The sequence below is a fragment of the Streptomyces sp. NPDC046197 genome (assembly GCF_040646295.1).
Classification (GTDB): Bacteria; Actinomycetota; Actinomycetes; order Streptomycetales; family Streptomycetaceae; genus Streptomyces.
Map to the genome: position 1 here is coordinate 49059 of NZ_JBEYZY010000006.1, position 16417 is coordinate 65475.

At 69.4% G+C, this 16417-nt stretch carries 18 protein-coding genes; 16 read left to right on the plus strand and 2 right to left on the minus strand.

Annotated elements, in window-relative coordinates:
- Positions 1-116: 116 nt before the first annotated feature.
- Complete coding sequence (locus AB0A61_RS10525; protein WP_361289291.1) at positions 117-695, plus strand: hypothetical protein; 579 nt, start codon at positions 117-119, stop codon at positions 693-695.
- A 72-nt stretch (positions 696-767) separates the two neighbouring features.
- On the opposite strand, the gene AB0A61_RS10530 is transcribed toward AB0A61_RS10525, so the two are convergent.
- Positions 768-1073 carry a ferredoxin gene (locus tag AB0A61_RS10530; protein ID WP_361289294.1) on the minus strand — a complete coding sequence of 102 codons (306 nt, stop codon included), beginning with the start codon at positions 1071-1073 and terminating at the stop codon, positions 768-770.
- A 243-nt stretch (positions 1074-1316) separates the two neighbouring features.
- Between AB0A61_RS10530 and arc the strand changes: the two genes are divergently transcribed.
- The 6 genes from arc (at position 1317) to prcA (ending at position 7316) form a co-directional block, all read left to right on the plus strand.
- A complete protein-coding gene (arc, locus tag AB0A61_RS10535) occupies positions 1317-3083 on the plus strand; it encodes a proteasome ATPase (RefSeq protein WP_361289297.1) in 1767 nt (588 codons plus the stop codon).
- Between the two features lie 233 nt (positions 3084-3316).
- Positions 3317-4828: a depupylase/deamidase Dop gene (gene dop, locus AB0A61_RS10540; protein ID WP_361289300.1), complete on the plus strand. Its 1512-nt coding sequence runs from the start codon at positions 3317-3319 to the stop codon at positions 4826-4828.
- Positions 4829-5009: 181 nt separating this feature from the next.
- A complete protein-coding gene (locus tag AB0A61_RS10545; RefSeq protein ID WP_361289303.1) occupies positions 5010-5228 on the plus strand; it encodes a ubiquitin-like protein Pup in 219 nt (72 codons plus the stop codon).
- Between the two features lie 38 nt (positions 5229-5266).
- Positions 5267-5704: an endonuclease domain-containing protein gene (locus tag AB0A61_RS10550; RefSeq protein WP_361290002.1), complete on the plus strand. Its 438-nt coding sequence runs from the start codon at positions 5267-5269 to the stop codon at positions 5702-5704.
- Positions 5656-6501 carry a proteasome subunit beta gene (gene prcB, locus AB0A61_RS10555; RefSeq protein ID WP_361289306.1) on the plus strand — a complete coding sequence of 282 codons (846 nt, stop codon included), beginning with the start codon at positions 5656-5658 and terminating at the stop codon, positions 6499-6501. Before AB0A61_RS10550 ends, prcB begins: the two co-directional genes overlap by 49 nt.
- Before the next feature lie 62 nt (positions 6502-6563).
- Positions 6564-7316 carry a proteasome subunit alpha gene (prcA, locus tag AB0A61_RS10560; protein WP_361289309.1) on the plus strand — a complete coding sequence of 251 codons (753 nt, stop codon included), beginning with the start codon at positions 6564-6566 and terminating at the stop codon, positions 7314-7316.
- 62 nt (positions 7317-7378) lie between these two features.
- Here prcA and AB0A61_RS10565 read toward each other — a convergent pair whose 3' ends face one another.
- Positions 7379-8395: a LacI family DNA-binding transcriptional regulator gene (locus AB0A61_RS10565; RefSeq protein WP_361289312.1), complete on the minus strand. Its 1017-nt coding sequence runs from the start codon at positions 8393-8395 to the stop codon at positions 7379-7381.
- Positions 8396-8516: 121 nt separating this feature from the next.
- Between AB0A61_RS10565 and AB0A61_RS10570 the strand changes: the two genes are divergently transcribed.
- From AB0A61_RS10570 to tatA, 9 genes are all read left to right on the plus strand, one after another.
- The gene (locus AB0A61_RS10570) at positions 8517-9776 is read left to right on the plus strand and encodes an MFS transporter (protein WP_361289315.1); all 1260 of its coding nucleotides are present in this window, start codon (positions 8517-8519) and stop codon (positions 9774-9776) included.
- 9 nt (positions 9777-9785) lie between these two features.
- A complete protein-coding gene (pafA, locus tag AB0A61_RS10575) occupies positions 9786-11147 on the plus strand; it encodes a Pup--protein ligase (protein WP_361289318.1) in 1362 nt (453 codons plus the stop codon).
- 212 nt (positions 11148-11359) lie between these two features.
- Positions 11360-12355 (plus strand): FKBP-type peptidyl-prolyl cis-trans isomerase, encoded by a 996-nt coding sequence (locus AB0A61_RS10580; protein ID WP_361289321.1) that lies wholly within the window; start codon positions 11360-11362, stop codon positions 12353-12355.
- A 93-nt stretch (positions 12356-12448) separates the two neighbouring features.
- The gene (locus AB0A61_RS10585) at positions 12449-12820 is read left to right on the plus strand and encodes an FKBP-type peptidyl-prolyl cis-trans isomerase (RefSeq protein WP_361289324.1); all 372 of its coding nucleotides are present in this window, start codon (positions 12449-12451) and stop codon (positions 12818-12820) included.
- A 160-nt stretch (positions 12821-12980) separates the two neighbouring features.
- A complete protein-coding gene (locus tag AB0A61_RS10590) occupies positions 12981-14102 on the plus strand; it encodes a WYL domain-containing protein (protein ID WP_361289326.1) in 1122 nt (373 codons plus the stop codon).
- A gap of 18 nt (positions 14103-14120) precedes the next feature.
- Positions 14121-15191: a WYL domain-containing protein gene (locus AB0A61_RS10595; RefSeq protein ID WP_361289329.1), complete on the plus strand. Its 1071-nt coding sequence runs from the start codon at positions 14121-14123 to the stop codon at positions 15189-15191.
- A complete protein-coding gene (locus AB0A61_RS10600) occupies positions 15188-15481 on the plus strand; it encodes a hypothetical protein (protein ID WP_361289332.1) in 294 nt (97 codons plus the stop codon). The genes AB0A61_RS10595 and AB0A61_RS10600 overlap by 4 nt, the downstream gene beginning before the upstream one ends.
- 173 nt (positions 15482-15654) lie before the next feature.
- Positions 15655-15849, plus strand: coding sequence for a hypothetical protein (locus AB0A61_RS10605; protein ID WP_361289335.1), 195 nt, complete (start codon positions 15655-15657; stop codon positions 15847-15849).
- A gap of 255 nt (positions 15850-16104) precedes the next feature.
- The gene (gene tatA, locus AB0A61_RS10610; RefSeq protein ID WP_361289337.1) at positions 16105-16389 is read left to right on the plus strand and encodes a Sec-independent protein translocase subunit TatA; all 285 of its coding nucleotides are present in this window, start codon (positions 16105-16107) and stop codon (positions 16387-16389) included.
- Positions 16390-16417: the final 28 nt, after the last annotated feature.

The window sequence follows — 16417 nt, forward strand, 5'->3', positions numbered from 1 at the left end:
GCGACCCGGCGGCGCAGAGCACGGACGAGTACCCACCCCGCCGTTCCCCTGCACTGTGACGTGTGGCACGATGCTGGCCACCCCCACCGGCACAGCCCTCACAGGAGAAACTCCTAGTGCAGCAATCCGCCGTTCCGGAACTGGCCCACACGCACACCCGCCCCATCCACTGGGTCGCCACCGCCACCGCTGTCGCCGGTGTGGTGGCCCTCTCCTCGGTCCTCCAGCCGGGCTCCGCGACGGCCGCCCAGCCGACCGGCGCCCAGCCGAAGTCCGCCTCCGCCGCAGCCCCGCCCCCCTCCACCACGGGCGTGACGTTCCCCATCGAGTGCGGTCCGCTGAAGCCCGTGGTGGCCAAGAAGGCCTACGGCGACCTCGACCGTGACGGCCGGCCCGAGACCGTGGCCGTAGTGCACTGCGACGGCTCCATGGGCACCCCGCCCGACGCCGTGTACGTCCTCACCCGGGCCCAGGGCGCGGACAGGCCCCGCGTGGTGGCCACCCTCCTCGACCCCAGGGACCGGCACACGGTGACCGACTTCGCGGTGCGTGCCGGCGCCGTCACCGCGACCCTGCTCGGCTACTCCTCGCCCGACGTGCCCAATTGCTGCCCCGACATCAAGGACAGCGTGAAGTGGCAGTGGGAGAACGGTGCGTTCGTCCGCTCCACGCCCTCCCAGGCACGCGGCATATGACCGTGCGCCGGGCGCGCGCGTGAGAAACGGGTGTGAGAAATCAGACAGGAGTGACGCAACGCTCCTGTGCGATCACCCGGCGTCAGGGCCGTGCACCTCAACCTTGTCCAGAACTCGCCGTACATGGATGCACTCGCCCGGACACTCCTTCGCCGAGTCGACAACATCCGCGAGAAGCCCCGGGGGTACGGGCGTTGCGGCCCCCTCGGCCTGCAGAAGCTCGTCGTCCGGGCCCTTCACGTAGGCCAGGCCGTCGATGTCCAGCTCGAACACCTCTGGCGCGTACTGCGCGCAGATGCCGTCGCCGGTGCACAGATCCTGGTCGATCCAGACCTCCAGTGCCTCGCCACCGTCCGAGGTCTGCTGCTGCACGGTCATCTCTCCTGCCGTTTTACGTCGAGCCCTACGGGAATCCGGCCAGCTCTGACGGGTGTTGAACGTCTTGACCCTACCTCCGCCCGCTTTCCAATCATGTTGGGTGGGTATTCCCCTGGCGTGAGGGAGAGCGCAAGGGTGAAGATCGGACACACCCCGACCGTCTTTGTGATCTAGGGGTTTCAATCGACACCCACCCAGGTAGGGTCTGGAAGCGTCCAGCTCCCCTTGGAGGAGGTGAGGACCGTGGCAGCCCACGACGACGACATTAACCGCGGCATCCGCCCGGGACGCGGGTCCGACGACCCGGCCGGGCAGATCGCCTACCTTGAGCAGGAGATCGCCGTCCTGCGCCGCAAGCTCGCCGACTCTCCGCGCCACACGAGGATTCTCGAAGAGCGGATCGTCGAGCTGCAGACCAACCTGGCCGGCGTGTCCGCGCAGAACGAAAGGCTGGCGAACACGCTCCGCGAGGCCCGCGACCAGATCGTGGCCCTCAAGGAAGAGGTCGACCGGCTCGCCCAGCCGCCGGCCGGCTTCGGTGTCTTCCTGCAGGCCAACGAGGACGGCACCGCCGACATCTTCACCGGAGGCCGCAAGCTCCGGGTGAACGTCAGCCCCAGCGTCGAGCTCGAGGAGCTCCGGCGCGGCCAGGAAGTGATGCTCAATGAAGCGCTCAACGTGGTCGAGGCCATGGAGTTCGAGCGGGTCGGGGACATCGTCACCCTCAAGGAGATCCTGGAGGACGGCGAGCGCGCCCTGGTCCTGGGACACACCGACGAGGAACGGGTGGTGCGGCTCGCCGAGCCGCTGCTGGACGTGACCATCCGCCCCGGTGACGCCCTCCTGCTCGAGCCGAGGTCAGGCTACGTCTACGAGGTCGTGCCCAAGAGCGAGGTCGAGGAACTCGTCCTCGAAGAGGTGCCCGACATCGGCTACGAGCAGATCGGCGGCCTCGGCAACCAGATCGAGGCCATCCGCGACGCCGTCGAGCTCCCGTACCTCTACCCGGACCTGTTCAAGGAGCACGAGCTGCGCCCGCCGAAGGGCGTCCTGCTCTACGGGCCTCCCGGATGCGGCAAGACGCTCATCGCCAAGGCGGTGGCGAACTCGCTCGCCAAGAAGGTCGCCGAGGTGACCGGCCTGGCCGCCGGCAAGAGCTTCTTCCTCAACATCAAGGGCCCCGAGCTCCTGAACAAGTACGTCGGCGAGACCGAGCGGCAGATCCGCCTCGTCTTCCAGCGGGCACGGGAGAAGGCCAGCGAGGGCACCCCCGTGATCGTCTTCTTCGACGAGATGGAGTCCCTGTTCCGCACCCGCGGCTCCGGCGTCAGCTCGGACGTGGAGAACACCATCGTCCCGCAGCTGCTCGCCGAGATCGACGGCGTGGAGGGCCTGCAGAACGTCGTCGTGATCGGCGCCTCCAACCGCGAGGACATGATCGACCCCGCCATCCTGCGGCCCGGCCGCCTCGACGTGAAGATCAAGATCGAGCGTCCGGACGCCGAAGCGGCCAAGGACATCTTCGGGAAGTACCTCACCGAGCGTCTCCCGCTCCACGCGGACGACCTCGCGGAACACGGCGGCGACAAGGACACCACGGTCCAGGGCATGATCCAGACCGCGGTCGAGCACATGTACGCCGAATCCGAGGAGAACCGCTTCCTGGAGGTCACCTACGCCAACGGCGACAAGGAAGTCCTCTACTTCAAGGACTTCAACTCCGGCGCCATGATCGAGAACATCGTCGGCCGCGCCAAGAAAATGGCGATCAAGGACTTCCTCGAAAAGAATCAGAAGGGCCTCAGGGTCTCCCACCTGCTGCAGGCATGTGTGGACGAGTTCAAGGAGAACGAAGACCTGCCCAACACCACGAACCCGGACGACTGGGCCCGGATCTCCGGAAAGAAGGGCGAGCGGATCGTCTACATCCGCACCCTCATCACCGGAAAGCAGGGCGCGGACACCGGGCGCTCCATCGACACGGTGGCGAACACCGGTCAGTACCTGTAAAAGCAGGGCGGCTGCGGGTGCCCTCCACGGGTATCCGCAGCCGACTGCTTTTCAGGCCAGGGCCGGAGCAAGGCAATGACGCAAATGATCTCCCCACCAGCGCAAAGGCGTTCTAGGCTCTTTCGTACCGCCGGGTCGCGCAGTGCGGGGACGGGCACCGCACAGGCACCTGAGCACCAGCGGTACTTGAGCGGCGCCCACGACCGAGGGTGCCGCCGGGCAAGGAGGGCCGCATGACCGTACGGCGAGTAATGGGCATCGAGACGGAGTACGGCATCTCCGTCCCCGGTCACCCCAACGCCAATGCCATGCTCACCTCGTCCCAGATCGTCAACGCCTACGCGGCGGCGATGCACCGGGCCCGCCGGGCCCGCTGGGACTTCGAGGAGGAGAACCCGCTGCGGGACGCGCGAGGCTTCGACCTCGCCCGCGAGGCCGCCGACGCCAGCCAGCTCACCGACGAGGACATCGGCCTCGCCAACGTGATCCTCACCAACGGCGCGCGACTCTACGTCGACCACGCCCACCCCGAATACAGCGCCCCCGAGGTCACCAACCCCCGCGACGCCGTCCTGTGGGACAAGGCCGGCGAGCGGATCATGGCCGAGGCCGCGGAACGGGCCGCCCAGCTGCCCGGCGCCCAGCCCATCCACCTCTACAAGAACAACACCGACAACAAGGGCGCCTCCTACGGCACGCACGAGAACTACCTGATGAAGCGGGAAACCCCTTTCTCGGACATCGTGCGCCACCTCACGCCCTTCTTCGTCTCCCGCCCGGTCTTCGCCGGCGCCGGTCGCGTCGGCATCGGTCAGGACGGCCACGAACACGGCTTCCAGCTCAGCCAGCGCGCCGACTACTTCGAGGTCGAGGTGGGCCTGGAGACGACGCTGAAGCGCCCGATCATCAACACCCGCGACGAGCCGCACGCGGACGCGGAGAAGTACCGGCGGCTGCACGTGATCATCGGTGACGCCAACCTCTCCGAGATCTCGACGTACCTCAAGCTGGGCACCACCGCACTGGTCCTGTCCATGATCGAGGACGGCTTCATCGCCGTCGATCTGGCCGTCGACCAGCCCGTACGCACCCTCCACCAGGTCTCCCACGACCCGTCGCTGAAGCGGCTCGTCACCCTCCGCAGCGGCCGGACACTCACCGCGGTCCAGCTCCAGATGGAGTACTTCGAGCTCTCGCGCAAGTACGTGGAGGAGCGCTTCGGCGCGGACGCCGACGACCAGACCAAGGACGTCCTCTCCCGCTGGGAGGACACCCTCAACCGCCTCGAACGCGACCCGATGAGCCTCTCCGGCGAGCTGGACTGGGTCGCCAAACGGGAGCTCATGGAGGGCTACCGGCGCCGTGACGGCCTCGACTGGGACGCCGCCCGGCTCCACCTGGTCGACCTCCAGTACGCCGACGTGCGCCCCGAGAAGGGCCTGTACAACCGCCTGGTGGCCCGCGGCCGCATGAAGCGGCTCCTGTCCGAGTCCGAGGTCGAGCGGGCCCGTACGAAGCCGCCGGAGGACACCCGCGCCTACTTCCGCGGACGCTGCCTGGAGCAGTACGCCGACGACGTGGCGGCGGCCTCCTGGGACTCGGTGATCTTCGACCTGCCGGGCCGGGACTCGCTCCAGCGCGTCCCAACCCTCGAACCGCTTCGCGGAACGCGAAATCACGTCAAGGAGCTCCTCGACCGCTGCCGCACCGCGGAGGACCTGGTCAGGGTCCTGTCCGGCGGCTGAGTGGGTACCCGGCCGGGGCAGGCCACCCAGGGTGGAAATCCCGGGCTTCGGGAATCATCGAGGTGGCCCTCGTACGTTGGAGAAACTGCAGGGCCGATGTCGGACCCGGCTTGTAGGGTCTGATCATCACCGATCGGCCGTAGTGCCGACCATGTCGGGCGAACTGAGCGGGGTGAGGGATATGGCAACGAAGGACACCGGCGGCGGCCAGCAGAAGGCCACGCGCTCCACGGACGAGGTCGAGGAGCAGGCGCAGGACGCGCAGGCCCAGGGCGACCTCAAGGAGCGGCACGAGAAGCTGAGCGATGACGTGGACTCGGTGCTGGACGAAATCGATGACGTGCTCGAGGAGAACGCAGAGGACTTCGTTCGGTCCTTCGTTCAAAAGGGTGGGGAGTAGGTTTTCCCTTCAAATCGAAGGTGGCGGGGGCTTCGGAGTTGGCAGGCGGAGAAGGCGTGAAGCGCTGCTCGCGGTGCAGGCAGCACAGGCCGCGGGCAGCGTTTCCGCGAAACGCAGCGTGTTCGCGAAACAAGGCAATGCGTGATGGGTTGCAGGCCTACTGCCGGGAGCACTGCCGGACGTGCGGTGAGATCAAACCGCACAGTGAGCGGACGCACATCACCGAAGCCGAGCGTGACGAGATGGTCGCCTCGCGGACGGGTCTCCGTGTGATCTGCCCGAAGGCTCCGGACGGGCATGTGGATCACTGCCGCAAGACGGGTAGGGTCCGTGGCGTACTGTGCTTCAACTGCAATTCGGCCATCGGAAAGTTGGGAGGCGATCCCGACGCCGTAGGTCGGGCTGCCGCCTACTTGGAAGGAAACTCGTGGAAGCCAATACTCCTGGCACCGGGCGTCTACCAGCTGCCTTCCTGACGCCTGGGTCCTCCTCCTTCATGGACTTCCTGTCGGAGCACCAGCCGGAGCTGCTGCCCGGCAAGCGGCAGCTGCCGCCGGTGCAGGGTGTGATCGAGGCGCCGCACGGCACGACCATTGTGGCCGTGACGTTCCCGGGGGGCGTCGTGCTGGCCGGTGACCGCCGGGCCACCATGGGCAACATCATCGCGCAGCGCGACATCGAGAAGGTCTTCCCGGCCGACGAGTACTCCGCGGTCGGTATCGCCGGCACCGCCGGTCTCGCCGTCGAGATGGTCAAGCTGTTCCAGCTGGAGCTGGAGCACTTCGAGAAGGTCGAGGGGGCGCAGCTCTCCCTGGAGGGCAAGGCGAACCGTCTGTCGACCATGATCCGTTCCAACCTGGCCATGGCCATGCAGGGCCTGGCCGTGGTCCCGCTCTTCGCCGGTTACGACGTGGACCGCGACAAGGGCCGGATCTTCTCCTACGACGTGACGGGCGGGCGCTCCGAGGAGCACGGCTACGCGGCCACGGGCTCCGGCTCGCTGTTCGCGCGGGGTGCGATGAAGAAGCTCTTCCGTGACGATCTGAGCGAGGACCAGGCCACGACCCTGGTGGTGCAGGCCCTGTACGACGCGGCAGACGACGACTCGGCGACCGGGGGTCCCGATGTCGCCCGCCGGATCTATCCGGTCATCACCGTGATCACCGAGGACGGGTTCCGCCGGCTGACCGAGGACGAGGCCGGGGAGACCTCCCGTGCGGTTCTCCAGCGGCGGCTGGAGGATCCGGACGGGCCCAAGGCGGCCCTGCTCTGACGGCCGGCCCGGGTTTCCATCAAGGTGATCCAGTGACTTCGACAGAAAGGGACGGATAACCGGTGTCGACGCCGTTCTATGTCTCACCCCAGCAGGCGATGGCCGACCGGGCGGAGTACGCCCGCAAGGGCATCGCCCGTGGCCGCAGCCTGGTTGTGCTGCAGTATGCCGACGGCATCGTGTTCGTCGGTGAGAATCCGTCCCGCGCGCTGCACAAGTTCAGCGAGATCTACGACCGGATCGGGTTCGCGGCCGCCGGCAAGTACAACGAGTACGAGAATCTGCGCATCGGCGGGGTCCGCTACGCCGACCTGCGGGGTTACACCTACGACCGGGACGACGTGACCGCTCGTGGTCTCGCCAACGTCTACGCCCAGACGCTGGGCACGATCTTCTCCAGCGCGGCCGAGAAGCCGTACGAGGTGGAACTGGTGGTCGCCGAGGTGGGGGAGACCCCGGAGGGCGACCAGATCTACCGGCTGCCGCACGACGGATCGATCGTGGACGAGCACGGTTCGGTCGCGGTCGGTGGCAACGCTGAGCAGATCAGCAGCTACCTGGACCAGCGTCACCGTGACGGCATGACGCTCGCGGAGGCGCTCAAGCTCGCCGTGCAGGCCCTCTCCCGTGACACCAACGGCAGCGAGCGGGAGATCCCCGCCGAGCGCCTGGAGGTGGCGGTGCTGGACCGTACGCGGCCGCAGAAGCGCAAGTTCAAGCGGATCGTGGGGCGTCAGCTGGCCCGGCTGCTCGCGGCGGACGGCGCCGCGACGGAGGCGGAGACCGCCGATGAGGAGGGTTCGGAGGAGGAGTAGTTCCGCCCTCGCGTACTGCCCGGGTGCCCCGGCCGACGACTCGGCCGGGGCACCCGGGCGTGTCAAACGGTGCCGGGGCGCGCCGTGGACCCCCGTACGACCAGTTCCACCGGGATGTCGCCGCCTTCGGGCGTACGGCCCTCCAGGACCGCCAGCAGGGCCCGCATGCCTCGTTCCCCGAAAAGCTCGGCGTCCAGGCGGACGGTGGTGAGCTCGGGGTCGATGGCGGTGGCGAGGGCGAGGTCGTCGAGGCCGGTGACGGAGATGTCGTCCGGGACCGCGAGGCCGAGGCGGCGCAGTGCCTTGTAGGCCCCTGCCGCCAGTTTGTCGTCGTCGCAGACCAGGGCGGTGGGACGGGGGCCGGGGGCGCTCAGCGCGGCCTCGGTGGCGGCCTGGGCGCCGTCGATGGAGATGGGGGCGTGGGCGGTTCGGACGGAGGTGCCCGGCACGGCGCGGGTGCGGGCCGCCAGTTCCCGCGCGCGCACTTCGAAGGTCCAGGACGCCACGTCGGCGGCCAGGTGCAGGAAGCGGCGGTGGCCGAGGCCGAGCAGGTGGTCGGCGACCTGGCGTACGCCGTCGGCGATGTCGAGGTTGACCGTTGCGGCGCCCAGGCTGCCTGCCGGGTCGCTGTCGAGCATGACCAGGGGCAGCTGGTCCCCGCGGATCGCGGTGAGGGCGTCGGCGGCCATGGAGGAGGCGATCACGCCGTCGAGGGCGGCCTGGGCGGATGCGAAGGGGTTCCGGGCGGGGCCGATGCCCTCGGGGGAGGGGTAGAGCACCACGCCGAAGCCGTGTTCGGCGGCGACCCGGGCGGCGCCGGTGTAGACCCCGGCGAAGAACTCGGTGGTCAGGGCGGGGACCACGAGCAGGACGGTGCGGGTGCGGCCGAGGCGGAGGTTGCGTGCGGCCAGGTTGGGCCGGTAGCCGAGTTCCTCGGCCGCCCGGCGTACCCGTTCGGCGGTCGCCTGCGAGACCCGGCCGCGCCATTTGTCGCCGAGGACGAGTGAGACGGCGGCCTGGGAGACCCCGGCGGCCTGGGCGACATCACGGCTCGTCGGGCGTGTGCTACCTCGTACCACCGCGGCCCTGCTCCTTCGTCTGGACGTCCGAACAGCGCACATGGTACGTATGACAGAGGACGTTATACGTAACACCTTGGGGCTGTGAGTGCCTGGGGCGAGCCGACGGAAGGCAGGGCGTATGGCCACGGGTTACCTGGAGATCCTCCGGGCAAGGCACGCCGGCCGGCTGCTGGTGGGCACGCTGGTGGGGCGTCTGCCCAACGCCACCGCCGCGATCGCCATCGTGCTGTTCGTCCGCGCGGAGGGCGGCACGTACAGCCTGGCCGGGGCGCTGGCGGCCGTGTACGGCGTCGCCAACGCCGTGGGACAGCCGCTCCTCGGCCGTCTGGTGGACCTGCACGGACAGCCGCGCGTCCAGTTCCCGGCCGCGGTGGCGGCGGCCGCGGCGATGACCGTCTTCGCCGTGACCGGCACCGCGCCGCCCGCGCTCGCCTACCCGGCCGTGGCGGCCGCCGGGCTGTTCACGCCGCCCCTGGAGGGCGGTCTGCGGGCCCTGTGGCCCACGGTGCTGCGCGGGGAGGACCAGGTGCACACCGCGTACGCCATGGACGCCGTGGCCCAGGAAGTCATGTTCACCGTGGGACCGTTGCTGGTGACCCTGTGCGTGTCCCTGTGGTCGGCGCGCGCCGCCCTGGTCGTGCTGCAGGTCCTGGGGGTGCTGGGCGCACTGTCCGTGGTCGTCTCCCCGCCCTCGCGCGCATGGCGCTCGGCGCCCCGTGAGGCGCACTGGCTGGGCGCGCTGCGCTCGCCCGGACTGCTCGCGCTGCTCGGCGCGTTCCTGTTCGTCGGCATCGCGCTGGGCTCCATCACGGTGGCCGCCGTCCCGTACGCGGACGACCACGGCGGTGACGCGGTGTACGGCTGGCTGATGGCGGCGCTGGGTCTGGGCGCGCTGGTCGGGGGCACTGTCTACGGGGCACGGCAGTGGGCCGGTGTGCCGGAGCGGCGACTGCGCGGGCTGGTCGCCCTTCTGGCGGTCTGTTACCTGCCGCTGATGCTGATGCCGGGCTCCGTCGCCATGGTGCTGCTGACCATGCTGTCCGGGGTCTTCCTGGCGCCCTGCATCGCCTGTGCGTTCATCATCGTCGACCGGCATGCTCCCAGCGGTACGGTCACCGAGGCGTTCTCCTGGCTTGTGACCACGTTCACCGTGGGGGCGTCCGTCGGAACGGGTGTCGCGGGGCCTGTGGTCCAGGCGGGTGGTGCCCTGTGGGGGTTCGTCGTGCCGGGCGCCGCGGGGGCCGTGTCGCTACTGGTCCTGCTGGCCACCGGGCGGGTCCTCGCAGCTCCCGCGGGGCGGGCGGTCGTTGCGGCTTCATCGGAAAATGATCCAAATCGTGCCGTCGAACCCCGTTTCAGCTCAGGGGATCGGGCGTAATGTTCAGTCATGGACCGCCGCATTTTCGGGCTGGAGAACGAGTACGGCGTCACGTGCACGTTCAGGGGACAGCGCCGCCTGTCGCCTGACGAGGTGGCGCGGTACCTCTTCCGCCGTGTCGTGTCATGGGGCCGCAGCAGCAATGTCTTTCTGCGAAACGGCGCCCGGCTCTATCTCGACGTGGGGTCACATCCGGAATACGCGACACCCGAATGTGACAACGTGATCGAACTGGTCACCCACGACAAGGCCGGCGAGCGCATTCTGGAAGGACTCCTGGTAGACGCGGAACGACGCCTGCACGAGGAGGGAATCGCGGGCGACGTCTACCTCTTCAAGAACAACACCGACTCGGCGGGCAACTCCTACGGCTGCCACGAGAACTACCTGGTGGCGCGGCACGGGGAGTTCTCCCGGCTCGCGGACATCCTCATCCCGTTCCTGGTCACGAGGCAGCTGCTCTGCGGGGCCGGCAAGGTGCTGCAGACTCCGCGCGGGGCCGTGTACTGCGTCAGCCAGCGGGCCGAGCACATCTGGGAGGGCGTCTCCTCGGCGACGACCCGTTCGCGGCCCATCATCAACACGCGCGACGAGCCGCACGCGGACGCCGAGCGCTACCGCAGGCTGCATGTCATCGTCGGCGACTCGAACATGTCCGAGACGACGATGATGCTGAAGGTCGGTGCCACCGACCTGGTGCTGCGCATGATCGAGGCGGGCACGGTGATGCGCGATCTGACCCTGGAGAACCCCATCCGGGCGATCCGCGAGGTCAGTCACGACATCACCGGCCGGCGCAAGGTGCGCCTGGCCAGCGGCCGGGAGGCCTCCGCCCTCGAGGTGCAGCGGGAGTACTACGAGAAGGCCGTGGACTTCTGCGAGCGCCGCGGCATCCGCACCGGCACCGTCGAGCAGGTCCTGGAGCTGTGGGGCCGCACACTGGACGCGATCGAGACCGAGGACCTCGACCGGATCGGCACCGAGATCGACTGGGTGATGAAGTACAAGCTCATCGAGCGGTACCGGGCCAAGCACAACATGACCATGTCGCACCCGCGGGTCGCTCAGATAGACCTCGCCTACCACGACATCCACCGTCGTCGTGGCCTGTACTACCTGCTGGAGAAGAAAGGTCAAGCCGCCCGGATCTGCAACGACTTGAAGATCTTCGAGGGCAAGTCGGTGCCGCCGCAGACCACTCGGGCGCGGCTGCGCGGCGACTTCATCCGGCGGGCCCAGGAGCAGCGGCGGGACTTCACGGTCGACTGGGTCCACCTCAAGCTCAACGACCAGGCACAGCGGACGGTGTTGTGCAAGGACCCCTTCCGTTCCGTGGACGACCGGGTGGAAAAGCTCATCGCCGGAATGTGAGCAGCGCGTCGGCGGACAACACGCCGGAACGCAATCAGGGCGCCGTACGTTGTGCGTACGGCGCCCTGCTCACGCCGACAGCGCCGTCCCGGGGGACAACACCCGGACTCCCGGCCGAAACCGAAGCAAGCCGGAACCTCGATCGGCACGCAAACGTCAGTAAGGTAGCGCGCACGCCACCCACAGGATCGATCGATTACGAGGCCCCCACCGTGCGCCGACGTTCACTTCTTCTTTCCGTCCCCGCGGGACTGGTCACGCTCGCCGCATGCGGCAACGACAAGTCCGGGTCGGGCAAGGCCAGCGCCAGTGCGTCGCCCTCGGCTCCGTCCGCCGCGCCCGCACCGAAGATCGTGTCCGGGCCACTGCCACCGATCACCGCGGGCACGAAGTTCGGTGAGAAGCCGACCGTCGCCAAGGGCAGCGGCGAGCCGTCCAAGGACCTCGCGGTCAAGACGGTCATCGCGGGAGGCGGCCCGACGGTGGCGGAGAACGACTACATCCAGGCGAACTACCTGGGCCAGGTCTGGGCCACGGGCAAGGTCTTCGACAACTCCTACGACCGCAGGACGCCCCTGCTCATCCAGCTCGCCCAGGGTTCGATCGTCGACGGCTGGCGCTATGCGCTCGCCGGCAAGAAGGCAGGCAGCCGGGTCGAGTTCGCCGTGCCGCCCACCTTGGGGTACGGCCCGCAGGGCAACACGCAGGCGGGCATCAAGGGCACCGACACGCTGGTGTTCGTCGTCGACCTGCTGGCCACGTTCAACTCCAAGAGCTCGGCCCAGGGCAAGGTCGTCCCCCAGAACAACGCCGACCTGCCGAAGGTGGGCACCAACACCGACGGCAACGCCCCGTCCATCGACGTCCCCAAGAAGCCGGCCCCGAAGGATCTCGTGGCGAACTACGTCATCGAGGGCGACGGAGAGCCGGTGACGGCGGACAACACCGTGCTCGTCCAGTACAAGGGCGTGCTGTGGGACACCGGCAAGGAGTTCGATTCGACGTACAGCCGGCACGCGCTGACCTCGTTCTCCCTCCAGCAGGTCGTCAAGGGCTGGTCCCAGGGGCTGACCGGCAAGAAGGTCGGCAGCCGCGTTCTGATCGTCGTCCCGCCGGCCCTGGGCTACGGCGACAACCCGCCCCCGAACAGCGGCATCAGCAAGGACTCCGTGCTGGTGTTCTCGGTGGACATCCTGGCGAAGATGTGACGCCGCCGCCCGGTGTCCCGCCGCAGGCGCGAGTCCGACCGGGATGTAAGACTGTGATCGTTGCCTTGTTGTACACGAGCAGGAGCTAGAGACGTGAGCATCGACAAGCCCGAGATCGACTTCCCGGGCGGCGAGCCCCCGGCGGACCTGGAGATCAAGGACATCTGGGAGGGCGACGGTCCGGCGGCCAAGGCGGGCGACACCGTCTCCGTCCACTACGTGGGCGTGGCGTTCTCCACCGGTGAGGAGTTCGACGCGTCCTGGAACCGGGGTACGCCGCTCCGCTTCCAGCTGGGTGTCGGCCAGGTCATTCCCGGCTGGGACCAGGGTGTGCAGGGCATGAAGGTCGGTGGCCGCCGCCAGCTGATCATCCCTCCGCACCTCGCCTACGGCGACCGCGGTGCCGGTGGCCGGATCAAGCCCGGTGAGACGCTGATCTTCGTCTGCGACCTGGTCGGGGTCTGATCGCCGTACGGCGTTCGTCCGGCCCGAGTCCTTGGGGCCGACCGGATCCGATCACCTGGGGCCCATGCCTGTTCGGGCATGGGCCCTCGGCTTTTGCCACCGCACTGCGGAGCGGTACGGTCGACGGTCGTAAGGACCATAGGGAAGGTGAAGGGCGTCGATGGCCATTGCCAAGGCCGAGCGGCTGATGAACCTGGCGCTGTGTCTGCTCGGAACGCGGCGGCCGCTCAGCAAGCGCGAGCTGCGGGAATCCATTGAGGCCTACGTCGAGGCCTTTGGGCCGGGGAGAGGTGCGGCCTTTGGGCCGGGGAGAGGTGCGGCCTTTGGGCCGGGGAGGGGTGCGGCCTTTGGGCCGGGGAGAGGTGCGGCCTCTGGGCCGGGCAGGGGTGCGGCCCCTGGGCCGGGCAGGGGTGCGGGTGCCGGTGCCGAGAAGCTTGCGTCCGGCAGTGACGACTCCTTCAACCGCATGTTCGAGCGCGACAAGGACGACCTGCGCGAGCTCGGGCTGGTGATCGAGACCGTCGAGAACCTCGACGGCGAGGTGGGATACATGGCCCGCCGCGACAGCAACCGCCTCCCGCCCATCACCCTGGACGCCGAGGAGGCCGCCGCCCTGGGCCTTGCCGCCAAGGTCTGGCAGCAGGCCCGCCTGGCCGGCGCGGCGAGCGGCGCGCTGCAGAAGCTGCGCGCGGCCGGCCTGCCCGAGGGCGTCGACCCGTACGAGGCGCACGGGGCGCTGGAGCCGCGCATCCCCGTGCACGAGGCCGCCTTCGAGCCGCTGATGCTCGCCTGCCGCGACCGGCGCCCCGTCGTCTTCGACTACCGCAAGGCCACCGCCGTCCACCCGGAGACCCGGCACGTCGAACCCTGGGCCCTGGAGTGCTGGCGCGGGCACTGGTACCTGGCCGGCTGGGACCGCGACCGCGGCGCCGAGCGCGTCTTCCGGCTGTCCCGGATCACCGGCAAGGTGCGCACCCGCGGCGCCGGCTTCACCGCCCCGGTCCCCGACGTCGTCACCGTCCGCGAGACCGTCGCGAGCTGGGCGGGCGAGACCGCGGACCGCTCCGCGCGGATCCGGCTGCGCTCGGGCGCGGGGTACCCCCTTCGAGCGAAGTCCACCTCCGTGCAGGAACTTGGCGACGGCTGGGACGAGTTGGAGATCCCGTACGGGCACGGGCTGGACGCCTGGCTGGTGGAGTTCGGCCCCGACGTGGTGGTCCTGGAGCCCGCCGAACTGCGGGCGGACGTGGTGGACCGGCTGCGTGCCGTGGCCAAGGGCTGAGGGGGAGCGGACAACACTGTGGCAGGCAAACCGGTCAGGCCCGTGAACGCCATCGACCAGACCCGGCGGATGCTCTCCCTGGTGACGTACCTCAGGGAGCGCCCCGGCGCCCGGATCGAGGACGTGGCACGCGCCTTCGGCATCACCGAGGACGAGCTGGTCTCCGACCTCGACGTGCTGCCCATGTGCGGCACCAGCTTCCGCGGCGGCGACCTGCTGGACATCGACACCGACGGCGAGCGGATCTGGTGGCACAACCCGGCCGCCCTCGGGGCCGAGGCGGCCGAGCCGTTGCGGCTGGCGGCCGACGAGGCGACCGCGCTGCTGGTGGCCGCCCGCGCGGTGGCGACCCTGCCCGGGCTGCGGGAGAGCGACCGCCAGGCGCTGCTGCGAGCGACCGCCAAGGTGGAGGCGGCGGCCGGCGAGGCCGCCGGTGCGAGCTCACGGCTGTCGGTGACCTTCGAGTCGGAGGGCGGTGTCTTCGCCGACGTCGACCGGGCCATCTCGGAGCGCCGCCGCCTGTGGATCCGGTACTACTCGCCCGCCCGGGACGAGCTCACCGAGCGCGAGATCGACCCCATCCGCCTGGTCAGTGTCGGGCACACCTATGTGGAGGCGTGGTGCCGCCGCTCCGAGGCGCGCCGGACCTTCCGCCTCGACCGGGTCGCCGAGATCAGGGTCCTCGACGAGCCGTCCGCGCCGCCCGAGGTGGAGCTGCGTGATCTGTCCGAGGCGCTGGTCCAGCCGGCCGCCGAGGACCCGGAGGTCGTCGTCGAGGTCGGTCCGGGCGGTCGCTGGGTCGCCGAGTACTACCCGCACGACAGCGCCGATGAGCTTCCCGACGGCGGGCTGCGTATTACTCTGCGCACCCCCGATCCGGCGTCGCTGAGACGTCTGGCGCTGCGGCTCGGGCGGGACGGCCGGATCGTCGCGCCGCGCGAGCTGGCCGACAGCGCCCGGCAGGCGGCGCGCGAGGCCCTGGCGGCGTACGACGGCATCGAAGCCGCCCAGGAGGGGACACCGCGGGCCACCGGGGGTGCGCAGCCGGTTGACGACGGGCGGTACGACAGGCAGGAGCAAGGGCTTTGAGCGAGTCGGTGACGTCTGGTGCGCGGGGGATGTCGGTGGCGGCTGCGTTCGCCGGGATGAGGAGCGTGGCCCCGGTGGTGTTCAGAGCGGGCTGCCCCGACTGCCGGGGCCGTTTCGAGCTCGCCGCGAGCGCGCTGCGCCTGGCCATCGGCGCCTCCAGCCGCACCACCTTCTACTCCTTCACCTGCCCCGACTGCGGCGCCTCGGTCCGCAAGCCGGCCGGGGAGCGCATCGTCGAGCTGCTGACCGGCGGCGGCGTCAGCACCCTTCGGCTGCACTCCACGGTTTAGTCCTCCGCACTCCATGGTCTGGTCCTCCAGCCGGACCCGACATGCCGCGTTCCCGGACCCGCGGCCGCGTTGCCGGACCCGCGGCCGCGTTCCCGGACTCCGCGGCGTGGGATTCCCGCTGGTCCGGCCGCTGATCGAAACGAAACCGCCCAGGACCGTCTAGGCTCGACCTCATGTTCTGGCCGATGTTCGCGGTAGCTGTGGGGTTCCTGGGACTTTCCGTCCTCGGTGTGCTGGCGGTCCGGGTCTTCCTGGAGGCGCAGCGCCTCGGCAGGCAGGTCTCGGACTCGGCGCGACGTATCAGCAGAGCGGCCGAGGACCTCGAGCGGGCGAGCGTGAGCGCGGCCCGGGCGGTCGACTCCCTGTGAGCCGCACCGGGAACTCCCGTGAGCTCCCGAACGTCTACCTTGCGGGGCATTCGCCCTGTCACCCCGTGCTTGCGGGCAGGTACCCTGCTGGTCGCGGCCCGGAGAACGAGGCGCGGCCCGCAGAGCAGGAGTACGCCCGGGGATGGTTCGGCGTTCATCCCCGGGCGATACGATCGCTGCCAGCACGATGGTCAGACACGCGTCCGATCCGTCGGACATGCCCGCCGCCCCGCCTCAGTGAGAAGGTGAAGACTTATGTTCCGCAACGCACTTGAGCCGTGGCACTTGGTGCTCCTGGTTCTGGTGATCGTCCTCGTGTTCGGCTCGAAGAAGCTTCCGGACATGGCGCGGTCGCTCGGCAAGTCCGCGCGCATCCTCAAGAGCGAGGCCAAGGCGATGAAGGACGAGGCCAAGCCCTCCGCCCCGGCTCAGCAGCCGGAAGAGCAGTCCCCGGCGCAGCGCACGATCCAGGCCGCCCCCGGCGACGTGAGCAGCTCCCGGCCGGTCAACGAGCCGACGGACACGACGACCCAGCGCTGACGCGAGGACCGGGGTTCTCCGGTCCACT